Below are 11,264 nucleotides of genomic sequence, written 5' to 3' on the forward strand. Positions count from 1 at the left end.
CCTAGAACCCGCCACCGACACTCCCGCGGGTCGGCCCCGGCCGACGGCGGCTGGCGACGGCGGCGGTCCGGCCGGTGGCGGCGCCGTCGTGCGTGACCGGCGGCGCGGGGCGTCCGGGTGGGCACCGGCGCGCCGAGGCGGCCCTGGCCGGAGACCCCCGGCACCCCCGCTGGTCACAGGCGCGGACAGGGCCGGCAGACGCGGCCGGATCTGGTCCGTAGCATCGGTTCCATGACGGATCAGCGCGGTGGCACCGGCTCGGATGCCCATGGCGGCACGGGTGGTGCGTCGCGGCATCCGGGTGAACGCCCGGCGGGAGTCATCATCGGGCGCATCCGGGGCGTCCCGATCATGGTGTCGCCGCTTGCGTTGATCTTCGCCCTGCTGGTGGCCTATCTGCTCTCCGGCTCCATCCGGGACCGGCTGCCGACGGCGTCGGACGGCCAGGTCCTCGCGATGGCCACGGTGATCTCCGTCGGCTTCCTGGTCTCCCTGCTGGTCCACGAGATCGGCCACTGCCTGGCCGCCCTCGCCTTCGGCCACACCGTCCGTTCGGTGACGCTGCACGGGTTCGCCGGGTTCACCGAGTTCGAGCCCGAGCCCCGCAGCCCCGGCCGCGAGTTCCTCATCGCCTTCGTCGGTCCGGCGGCCAACGGTCTGCTCGCCGGGCTGTGCTTCCTCGGCCTGCTCGGCATCGGCGACGACACCCACGTCGGGGTGGTGCTGCGCGATCTCGGGGTCATCAACCTGGCGCTGTTCGTGTTCAACCTGGCCCCCGGTGTGCCATTGGACGGCGGGCGGGTGGTCATCGCCGCCGTGTGGGCGGTGACCGGGGACAAGCTGCGCGGGCTGCGGGCCGGCGCCTACGGCGGCTTCGTGGTGGCCGCGGGCATGGTCGTCTGGGGGACGACGATCTCCGGCGACAGCTTCGGCCTGTTCTACACGTATGCTCTGGCGGCGTTCCTGGCCTTCGCGGCCTTCCAGTCGCTGCGGGCGGCCCAGTTGCGTGGGCGGCTGCCGGGGCTGTCCGCCGGCCGGCTGGTGCGCCGGACGCTGCCCGTCGAGGGCGCCGTGCCGCTGGCCGAGGCGCTGCGGCGGGCGCAGGAGGTCGGCGCCACCGCCGTCGCGGTGATCGACCGCGACGGCAATCCCATCAAGATCATGAATGGCTCGGCGGTCGACGCGCTGCCCGAGCATCGGAGGCCGTGGATGTCCGTGGACGAGGTGAGCCGGGCGATCTCGCCCGGGATGGTGCTCGACGCCGACCTGGAGGGCGAGGACCTGCTCGCCGCGGTGCAGAGCATGCCCGCCTCGGAGTACCTGGTGCTGCAGCACGGCCGGCCGGTCGGCGTGCTCGCGATGGTCGACCTGGTCGCCCGCCTCGACCCGGCCGCCGCCGCGCGCATGGTGGCGCAGCGGTGACCGATCCCGACCTTCGTCCCGGCCCCACCGGCGCGGCGCACCGCCGCGGGCCCTTCACCAAGGGCGACCGGGTGCAGCTCACCGATCCCAAGGGGCGCAAGCACACCGTCGTCCTGGAGCCGGGCAAGCAGTTCCACACCCACCGCGGGGCCGTCGAACACGACGCGCTGCTCGGCCGGCCCGAGGGCATCGTCGTCACCAGCACCGGCGGCACCGACTATCTGGCGCTGCGCCCCCTGCTCGTGGACTTCGTGCTGTCGATGCCCCGCGGGGCGACCGTCGTCTACCCCAAGGACGCGGGCCAGATCATCACGTACGCGGACATCTTCCCGGGCGCGCGGGTGCTCGAGGCCGGCGTCGGCTCGGGCGCGCTGTCCTGCTCCCTGCTGCGCACCATCGGGGACGCCGGCCGGTTGATCTCCTACGAGCGGCGGGAGGACTTCGCCGCCATCGCCCAGCGCAACATCGAGACGTTCTTCGGCGGGCCGCATCCGGCGCACACGGTGATCGTCGGCGACCTGGCCGAGACGACCGAACGGGACGTCGACCGGGTCGTCCTGGACATGCTCGCGCCCTGGGACGTCGTGGACGCCGTCAGCGCCGCGCTCGTTCCCGGCGGGGTGGTCTGCGCCTACGTCGCCACGACGACGCAGCTTTCCCGGGTCGTGGAGACCCTGCGGGCCCACGGCACGTTCGCCGAGCCCGCCGCCTGGGAGACGATGATGCGGGACTGGCATGTCGAGGGCCTTGCCGTCCGTCCCGGCCACCGCATGGTCGGCCACACGGGCTTCCTGGTCACCGCGCGCCGCCTCGCCGACGGGGTCACGCCCCCGGTCCGTCGCCGGCGCCCGGCCAAGGGCGCCCTCGGTGAGCGGGCCGCCACGGATCCGGCTGAGGCGGGTGCCCCCCTCGCCGAGCCGGCCGCGACGGCCCTCGCCGGAGCTGCGCCCGAACCCGCCGTGGATGCGGTACCCGAAGCCACGCGTGGGAGCTGACTCCACCAGCCAGCTGGTGCACGCCGCAAGAAGCCTCTCCCGTCCTGCTGTCACCTTCCGTGACGGTAGGGGGTGTGGCTGAGGCGCGTCGCGAATCGGGCTACGGCTCGGGCGGCGGCGGATGCGGATGCGGGGGAGAGCGCCTGCCTGTTCCTTCTGGGGGGTTCTGTGTCTGATTCGTCCCTCCAGAAGGAACAGGTTGCCCCGTTCCCCTGCACACCCCCGCCTCGTGTGGCGGTGTGGCGGTGTGGCGATGGGCCGTGCGGTGGCGAGGCGGGTGTAGGTCGATATCACGTTCCGTCACCGAGTGTGGAGAGGAACTGGTGAGCGGCCGCACGAGGCCAAGCCGATCAGGCAGGCCCGGGGTCTGACCCGCGCGGACCAGGGGAGGCCACGGCGGCCCCACGGCCGGGTCGATCGGGACCGAGGCGACAGGGCGGTCGCAGTCGCAGAAGGTCAGTGACCTCTCGCCGCTCCTGGAGCGTCATCGACCTCCTGCAGACCCTTTCGCCGACGGAGGGTCTCTCGCCGACGGAGGGGTCTTGCCGACGGAGGGTCCCTCGCTGACGGAGGGTCTCTCGGCGGCGGAGGGGGCTCGGCGTGGTGGAGGCGTCAGCCCAGGGGGCCGCCGGCCTCCAGGGTGCCGTCCGGGCGTTCCACGTAGATGCACGTCCCCGGACACTCGTCGGCCGCGTCGACGACCGCGTCCACGACGGGCAGGGGCACCGGCACGTACGCCCCGTCGGTCGTCTGGAGCTCGCCGGCGTCGTCCTTGACGTAGGCCAGCCCGTCGACGTCGAACTCGAAGACGCTGGGGGCGAGTTGGACGCACAGACCGTCGCCGGTGCAGGCGTTCTGGTCGACCCGCACGCGCAGGCCTGCCGAAACGCCCGGCTTCGCTGGAGTTGCCACAGGGCTCCGATCTTCTGTCACCATGGCACCGTAACCCGCTGTTTACGGCAAAGCCCGGTCGTCCTTGCGTGACCGGCCTGCCAGCGGCGGTCACAACGGTAGTGTGGGTGCGTCCCGGTCAGCACGGGGGAGGTGGAGGCGCAGTGTCCGGTCCCCGTTCGGGCTCTGGCTCCGGTGGGAGCACGGGTCGTCCAGGTGATGCCGAATCACGGCGGTCGGCGTACGAGAAGGAAGCACACGAGCTCACGACGCAGGTCGCCTTCCTGGAAGAGGAAGTGGCCATGCTGCGGCGCAGGTTGTCCGAATCGCCCAGGCAGGTCAGGGTGCTGGAGGAACGCCTCGCGGAGATACAGGCCGAGCTGTCGTCCGCCACGGGACAGAACGACAGACTCGTCGCCACCCTCCGGGAGGCGCGCGACCAGATCGTCACCCTGAAGGAGGAGGTCGACAGACTCGCGCAGCCGCCAAGCGGCTACGGGATCTTCGTCTCCCGGTATGACGACGGCACCGTCGACGTGTTCACTCAGGGCAGAAAGCTCCGGGTGACCGTGTCGCCGAGTGTCGACGTCGGCTCGCTCTCGCCCGGCCAGGAGGTCATGCTCAACGAGGCCCTCAACGTGGTCGAGGCGCGCGCGTTCGAGCGGCAGGGCGAGATCGTTCTGCTCAAGGAAGTCCTCGAAAGCGGTGACCGAGCACTGGTGATCGGTCACACCGACGAGGAGCGGGTGGTCATGCTGGCCCAACCGCTGCTCGACGGTCCGATCCGCGCGGGGGACTCGTTGTTGATCGAGCCCCGCTCCGGGTACGCCTTCGAGCGGGTCCCGAAGTCCGAGGTCGAGGAGCTCGTCCTCGAAGAGGTCCCGGACATCGGGTACGAGCAGATCGGCGGGCTGAAGAGTCAGATCGAGTCGATCCGCGACTCGGTGGAGCTGCCGTTCCTGTACAAGGATCTCTACCGGGAGCATCAGCTCAAGCCGCCGAAGGGTGTGCTGCTCTACGGCCCACCCGGCTGCGGCAAGACGCTGATCGCGAAGGCGGTCGCCAACTCGTTGGCCAAGAAGGTCGAGGCGATCACCGGCCAGGGCAACGGCCGCGCCTTCTTCCTCAACATCAAGGGCCCCGAGCTGCTCAACAAGTTCGTCGGCGAGACCGAGCGGCAGATCCGGCTGGTGTTCCAGCGGGCGCGCGAGAAGGCGTCCGAGGGAATGCCGGTGATCGTGTTCTTCGATGAGATGGACTCGATCTTCCGGACCCGAGGCTCGGGTGTGTCCTCGGACGTGGAGAACACGATCGTTCCGCAGCTGCTCAGCGAGATCGACGGCGTCGAGCAGCTCGAGAACGTGATTGTGATCGGCGCGTCCAACCGCGAGGACATGATCGACCCGGCGATCCTGCGGCCGGGGCGGCTCGACGTCAAGATCAAGGTGGAGCGGCCCGACGCCGAAGCGGCCCGCGACATCTTCGCCAAGTACGTCGTGCCCAGCCTGCCGCTCTACCCGGAGGACCTCGCCGAGTTCGACGGCAACCGGGAGGCCACGGTCGCCGCGATGATCCAACGGGTCGTCGAGCGGATGTACGCGGAGAGCGAGGAGAACCGCTTCCTCGAGGTGACCTACGCCAACGGTGACAAGGAGGTCCTGTACTTCAAGGACTTCAACTCGGGCGCGATGATCGAGAACATCGTCGCCCGCGCCAAGAAGATGGCGGTCAAGGCGCACATCGAGGGCGGCCTCAAGGGTCTGCGCATGCAGTACCTGCTCGCCGCGTGCCTGGACGAGTTCAAGGAGAACGAGGACCTGCCGAACACGACCAACCCGGACGACTGGGCCCGGATCTCCGGCAAGAAGGGCGAGCGGATCGTCTACATCCGCACGCTTGTCACCGGGACGAAGGGCACCGAGGCCGGACGCTCCATCGACACCATCGCGAACACCGGCCAGTACCTGTAACGGCCGGCGGAACACTCGCCGCGGTCCCGCCGCGGTCGCGCTGACAAGGCGACCGCGGCGGGATGCGGCCTGCTCCGTACCGCGGCGCCCGGGACCGAGGAGGTCCCGGGCGCCGCGGCATGCGTGCGCCGGAGGCCCGGGCCCGCCCAGCCCGCGGGGGCCTGCGGCCCACCGCAGCGGCGTTCCCCGAGGTGCGCCGCCACCGGCGCGGGCGACACCCGCGTGCCGGTCCAGCCGCGATCCGCCCCGGCCCGGGCGCCCCCGATCGGGGGATCCCCGGCCTCGTCGGGGTCCGGCTCGGACGTTCGCCGCGCCGATCCGCGTCGGGCGGAACGGGTCCACGCGCACCGCCCAGAAGAAACAAGGCGGACGTCCGGCCAACCGACCGCCCGCGCAGCACCTACGCTTGCAGAGTGAGCGCGCGCCGGATCATGGGAATCGAGACCGAGTACGGGGTGTCGGTGCCCGGTCAGCCGAACACCAATCAGATGTTGGCCTCGTCGTTGGTGGTGAACTCCTATGCCAACAGAACGTCGTCCTCGGGCAGCCGTGCCCGGTGGGACTTCGAGGAGGAGTCGCCACTGCGGGACGCACGAGGCTTCGAGCTCCCCCGGGAGCCCGCGGTCGACCCGAGCGCGCCGGCCAACGAGGACGACCTGGGCCTCGCCAACGTCATCCTGACCAACGGGGCACGGCTCTACGTCGACCACGCCCATCCTGAGTTCTCCTCGCCCGAGGTCACCAACCCGCGTGACGTCGTGCTGTGGGACAAGGCCGGTGAACGGGTGATGGCGGAGGCGGCACGCCGTGCCCTGACGGTGCCCGGCTCCAAGCCCGTGAACCTGTACAAGAACAACACCGACAACAAGGGTGTCTCCTACGGCTGCCACGAGAACTACCTCATGGCCCGGTCGACCCCGTTCGGGGAGATCGTCCGCAACCTCACCCCGTTCTTCGTCTCCCGCCAGGTCGTCTGCGGCGCCGGTCGGGTCGGCCTCGGCGTCGACAGCCGAGAGGCCGGTTTCCAGATCAGCCAGCGGGCGGACTTCTTCGAGGTCGAGGTGGGCCTCGAGACGACGCTGAAGCGTCCGATCATCAACACCCGGGACGAGCCGCACGCCGACCCGGAGAAGTACCGCCGGCTGCACGTCATCATCGGCGACGCGAACATGAGCGAGGTCGCCACCTACCTGAAGGTGGGCACGACGTCGCTGGTCCTCGCCATGATCGAGGACGGCTGGTTCAGCGTCGACCTGTCCGTGGACGGCCCGGTGGCCGCCCTGCGGGCGATCTCGCACGACCCCTCGCTCAAGCATCTCGTGACGCTGCGCGACGGTCGGAAGATGACCGCCGTGCAGCTGCAGATGGAGTACTTCGAGCAGGCCCGCAAGTACGTGGAGAACCGGTTCGGCTCGGACGTCGACCCGCAGACCGCCGACGTCCTCTCCCGCTGGGAGTCGGTCCTCGGCCGCCTCGAGGTCGACCCGATGAGCTGCGCCCGGGAACTCGACTGGGTCGCCAAGCTGTCGATCCTGGAGGGGTACCGCTCGCGCGACGCCCTGGCCTGGGACTCACCCCGCCTGGAGCTCGTCGACCTGCAGTACCACGACGTGCGGCCGGACAAGGGCCTGTACAACCGCCTCGTCGAGCGCGGTCGGTTCGATCTGGTCGTCAGCGAGGACGAGGTCACCAGGGCGATGACGGAGCCGCCGGAGGACACCCGGGCGTTCTTCCGCGGCCGCTGCCTCGCCCGCTACCCGCAGCAGGTCGCCGCGGCGTCGTGGGACTCGGTGATCTTCGACATCGGCCGGGACTCCCTGCAGCGGGTGCCGACCCTGGAGCCGCTGCGGGGGACCAGGGCGCACGTGGGCGAGTTGCTCGACCGCTGCGCCACCGCCGCGGACCTCGTCGACGCGCTGGCCGGCCGCTGAGCCCGACCGGCGGCGCTGGCCGCTCGCTGGGCTGCCTGGCGGCGCTGGCCGCTCGCTGGGGCCGCCTGGCGGCACTGGCCGGTCGGTGAGCCGGCCGGACGCGCTGGCGGCCGTGCTGGCCGGCCGCCAGAGCCGGCTGGCGGCGCCGCGCGGTCGGTGAGCCGGCCGGGCGTGGCACGGGCCTCGTCGCCCGCGGCCGGCACCCTACCGCGCCCACCGTCGGGCCGGGTGCTCCCTGCTGATCTGTGCGCGTTGCGCCCTGGGCGGACGTCGCGACGAGACGGTCAGTTCGTGATGGAGTGGACCTCTCACCGATCCGACTGATGGTGTCGGTGGGGCGGGATAGTGTCGCGCCAGGCGATCGAAGGAGGGCTTCATGGCCACCAGGGACAGCGGCGGCGGGCAGCAGCACACCAACCGGCATGCCGAGGAGGTCGAGGAGGTCGCGGCCGAGAGCAGCGACGCCAGTGACCTCAAGGAGCGGCATGAGAAGCTGTCCGAGGACGTCGACTCGCTCCTCGACGAGATCGACGACGTCCTTGAGGAGAACGCCGAGGAGTTCGTGAAGGGCTACGTCCAGAAGGGCGGCGAGTGACCGCGCAACCCCGGCGTCGGCGGGGCTGAGCCCGCGCCACGCACCGGCTCCGGGCGCGCTCGGGGCAACCGAAGGTGCCTCCCGATCGTGGCGGTCGCCCTGTGTCGCCTGACCGCCGCCGGCCGGGTCGCCCACCCGCACTCCGCGTGTCGCCCGTCGGTTCCGCCGGCGGGTGAGGCAGGGTCGTGGATGACCCGCGGGGCCCGGGAACCGCGTTATCGCCCGCCGCCGTGCCGCGCCGCTGCGGTCCGCGGGGTGCGGATCGTCGCTGGTCGCGTCGGCGGCCTCCCGGGCGTGTCCGGACGGCCCTGATCCGGCCCGCGGGGTGCGGCCGGGGCGCCGCGGCCGGGTCGGCCGGGGCCGGTGGACGCCCTGCGGACGGTCCGCGGGGCCGGTCCGGGGTCGGTCCGGGGCTGGGGCCCCCGCGGGTGGATCGCCGCCGATCGCCCGGCCGGTCGCCCTGGCCGACCGCACCAGGAGGCGATGGCCCTATGTTGTGCTCATGCGCACGTCGCCCGCGGTTCCCGGAGACGACCGGGACGCCGCGGCCCGTGTGACCGTCTATCGGAAGGGGGATGCGTGGCTGATCCATTGGGTGGCGCCGGGCGCCTACCGGCTGTGTTCATGACACCGGGAACGTCGTCGTTCACCGATTTCCTGTCGCAGTCGGCGCCGCACCTGCTGCCGGGGGCCCGGGGTGGCCTGCCGGGGCCGGTCACCGAGGTGGCGCACGGCACGACGATCGTGGCGGTGACGTTCCCCGGTGGTGTGATCATGGCCGGTGACCGCCGGGCGACGCAGGGGCACATGATCGCCCAGCGGGACGTCGAGAAGGTGCACCACGCCGACGACTTCTCCTGCGTGGGTTACGCCGGCACGGCCGGGGTCGGCGCCGAGCTGATCCGGCTGTTCCAGGTGGAGCTGGAGCACTACGAGAAGATCGAGGGCGCGACCCTGAGCCTGGACGCCAAGGCCAACCGGCTGGCGGCCATGGTCAAGGGCAACCTGCCGATGGCTCTGCAGGGCCTCGCCGTGGTCCCCCTGTTCGCCGGCTACGACCCGGACCTGGACAAGGGTCGGATCTTCTCCTACGACATCGCCGCGGCGAAGTCCGAGGAGCGGACGTACGAGTCGATCGGTTCCGGCTCGGTGTTCGCGAAGGGCTCGCTGAAGAAGCGCTTCCGCGTCGACCTGACCCAGGACGACGCGGTGCGGATCGCCGTCGAGGCTCTCTACGACGCCGCCGACGACGACTCGGCGACCGGTGGCCCGGACACGATCCGCAAGCTGTATCCGATCGTCGCGTCGGTCACGTCCGACGGGTACCGGCGCTACGGCGACGACGAGGTAGAACCCGTGGTGACCGCCATCATCGCGGACCGTTCCACGAGCGCGGGAGGCTGACGTGACCATGCCGTTCGGATACGCGAGCCCCGAACAGCAGGTCCGCGACAAGTCCGAGTACGCGCGCAAGGGCATCGCACGCGGGCGCAGCGTCGTCGTCATCACCTACGCGGACGGGATCCTGTTCGTCGCCGAGAACCCCTCGGCGACCCTCCACAAGATCAGCGAGATCTACGACCGCATCGCGTTCGCCGCCGTGGGCAAGTACAACGAGTTCGAGAACCTGCGCACGGCCGGCATCCGCCTGATGGACTCCCGCGGCTACATGTACGACCGGCGCGACGTGACCAGCCGCGCCCTCGCCAACGCCTACGCGCAGACCCTCGGTGCGATCTTCACCGAGAGCGTGAAGCCCTACGAGGTCGAGATCGTGGTGGCCGAGGTCGGCCCCACCACCGGCGACGACCAGATCTACAAGCTGACGTTCGACGGGTCGATCGCCGACGAGCGGGGGTTCGTCGCGATCGGCGGCGCCTCCGACCAGGTCACGACCTCGCTGAAGGAGCACCATCGGGACGGCCAGCCTCTCGCCGACGCCCTGCGGGTCGCGGTGCAGGCGCTGACCGTCAGCGTCCCGCCGGGGCTGCCGCAGAACGGCGAGCGGGTGCTCACCGAGGCCAACCTGGAGGTCGGGATGCTCGACCGGACCCGCGCCCGGCGGCAGTTCAAGCGGATCGCCGGCACCGCCCTCGCCGAGCTGCTCGCCCAGACCGCCACTCCCACCTGACCGGCCGCGATCCTGACCGGCCGCGATCCTGACCGGCCGCGCTCCTGACCGGCCGGGTCGGCCGGTCCGATCGGTGCCCCTGCGGCGACCGTCGGACCGGCCGAACGGCGCGTCGGCGTAGTGCTCAGTACGGGCGGTGTCCCACGAGGGTGACGACTCAGCTCGGGTGACGACTCAGCTCGGGTGACGACTCAGCGTGGGCGGACGTGCTCGTCGAGGAAGGCGAGCGCGCGAGACCAGGCGTCCGCCGCGGCGACCGGGCGGTACACCGCCTCCCGGTCGTCGCTGTGGAAGGCGTGTCCCGCGCCCGGGTAGCTGACGAGTTCCGTCGGCGCGCCGCTGCGGGCGGCCGCGGCCCGCAGCGCGGCGATCTCGTCGCCGCTGATCAGATCGTCCTGTTCGCCGTAGAGGCCAAGCCACGGCACGCGCAGCGTCGGGGCCGCCTCCACCAGCGGCGGCACGCCCGACCAGTACGGCGTGCTCACCCCGCCGCCGTAGAACGACACCGCCGCGGCCAGCGGGTGGCGGGTGGCGGTGTGCAGCGCGACGGTGCCGCCCATGCAGAACCCGACGATCGCGCTCTGCCCGGCGTCGAAGCCGGAGTCGGCGAGATGGGTGAGTGCCGCGTCGACGTCGGCGTCGATCCCCGTCCCCGTCAGCGCCTCCATCGCCGGGATCGCCCCCGGCCAGCCGCCGGCCGGGTCGACCTCGTCGCGTCCGTCCCGGTGGTACAGGTGCGGCGCCACGGTCAGCCAGCCGGCGCCGGCCAACCGGTCGCACACGGACACCAGGTACGGCGTGATGCCGCGGGCGTCCTGCACGACGACCATGCCACCCCGGGGGGGATCGTCCGCCGCGGGGGCCACGATCGTCAGCGGGACCGAACCTCGCCGGGCGACCTCCGCCCGCAGGTGACTTTTCAGGGTGCCGTTGCGGTGGGACTGGCTGGACGTCGTGTCGTTCGTTCCGGTTGTCATGGCGGCCATCCTTCCCCGTCGCGGCCTTCGTGACCGCATGGCCCGCGTCGGACGTGCCACCGTCGCGGCAGGCGCGTGCGGGCGCATCGCGGCGACCTGCATGCGGTGGCCCACCGGAGCGACCCCATGTGTCCCCGCCGGGGGCCGCCGGACGGTGCCGGGAACCGCCGGGTGACGACGGATCCGTCGCGAAACGCCGTGCCACGACACGCCGTCGGACGGGCCGCTACAACGTGAAGGCGTCACGCTACTCCCCGTAGCGTCCCGGCGGGCTCCGCCGGACGGAGGGGAGGATGCGGTGAGCAGACCGCTGCCGAACAGGACGGCGCGTGCGCGCGCGACGGCGGACTCG

At 71.7% G+C, this 11,264-nt stretch carries 9 protein-coding genes; 7 read left to right on the forward strand and 2 right to left on the reverse strand.

Features of this window, described 5'->3' with window-relative positions; all coding sequences use genetic code 11:
* The first annotated feature begins 231 nt into the window (after nucleotides 1–231).
* Both AC5R91_RS00795 and AC5R91_RS00800 read left to right on the forward strand, forming a co-directional pair.
* Nucleotides 232–1,422, forward strand: coding sequence for a site-2 protease family protein (locus AC5R91_RS00795; RefSeq protein ID WP_495395129.1), 1,191 nt, complete (start codon nucleotides 232–234; stop codon nucleotides 1,420–1,422).
* Nucleotides 1,419–2,417, forward strand: a complete 999-nt coding sequence (locus AC5R91_RS00800) for a tRNA (adenine-N1)-methyltransferase (RefSeq protein ID WP_495395130.1) — start codon at nucleotides 1,419–1,421, stop codon at nucleotides 2,415–2,417. The genes AC5R91_RS00795 and AC5R91_RS00800 overlap by 4 nt, the downstream gene beginning before the upstream one ends.
* A 612-nt stretch (nucleotides 2,418–3,029) precedes the next feature.
* Here AC5R91_RS00800 and AC5R91_RS00805 read toward each other — a convergent pair.
* Nucleotides 3,030–3,353, reverse strand: coding sequence for a ferredoxin (locus AC5R91_RS00805; protein WP_495395131.1), 324 nt, complete (start codon nucleotides 3,351–3,353; stop codon nucleotides 3,030–3,032).
* Nucleotides 3,354–3,472: 119 nt separating this feature from the next.
* Between AC5R91_RS00805 and arc the strand changes: the two genes are divergently transcribed.
* The 5 genes from arc to prcA all read left to right on the forward strand — a co-directional run bounded on the left by arc (nucleotide 3,473) and on the right by prcA (nucleotide 9,935).
* Nucleotides 3,473–5,278 carry a proteasome ATPase gene (gene arc / locus AC5R91_RS00810; RefSeq protein ID WP_495395132.1) on the forward strand — a complete coding sequence of 602 codons (1,806 nt, stop codon included), beginning with the start codon at nucleotides 3,473–3,475 and terminating at the stop codon, nucleotides 5,276–5,278.
* Between the two features lie 431 nt (nucleotides 5,279–5,709).
* Entirely contained in the window at nucleotides 5,710–7,209 is a 1,500-nt protein-coding gene (gene dop, locus AC5R91_RS00815; RefSeq protein ID WP_495395133.1) for a depupylase/deamidase Dop, read from the forward strand.
* Nucleotides 7,210–7,585: 376 nt separating this feature from the next.
* Entirely contained in the window at nucleotides 7,586–7,804 is a 219-nt protein-coding gene (locus AC5R91_RS00820; protein ID WP_495395134.1) for a ubiquitin-like protein Pup, read from the forward strand.
* Between the two features lie 579 nt (nucleotides 7,805–8,383).
* A complete protein-coding gene (prcB, locus tag AC5R91_RS00825; protein ID WP_495395135.1) occupies nucleotides 8,384–9,208 on the forward strand; it encodes a proteasome subunit beta in 825 nt (274 codons plus the stop codon).
* A 1-nt stretch (nucleotide 9,209) separates the two neighbouring features.
* Nucleotides 9,210–9,935 carry a proteasome subunit alpha gene (gene prcA / locus AC5R91_RS00830; protein WP_495395136.1) on the forward strand — a complete coding sequence of 242 codons (726 nt, stop codon included), beginning with the start codon at nucleotides 9,210–9,212 and terminating at the stop codon, nucleotides 9,933–9,935.
* A gap of 191 nt (nucleotides 9,936–10,126) precedes the next feature.
* Here the strand turns inward: prcA and AC5R91_RS00835 are convergent, their stop codons facing one another.
* Complete coding sequence (locus AC5R91_RS00835; RefSeq protein WP_495395137.1) at nucleotides 10,127–10,912, reverse strand: dienelactone hydrolase family protein; 786 nt, start codon at nucleotides 10,910–10,912, stop codon at nucleotides 10,127–10,129.
* Between the last annotated feature and the right edge of the window lie 352 nt (nucleotides 10,913–11,264).

It is taken from the genome of Frankia sp. BMG5.60 (assembly GCF_059428125.1).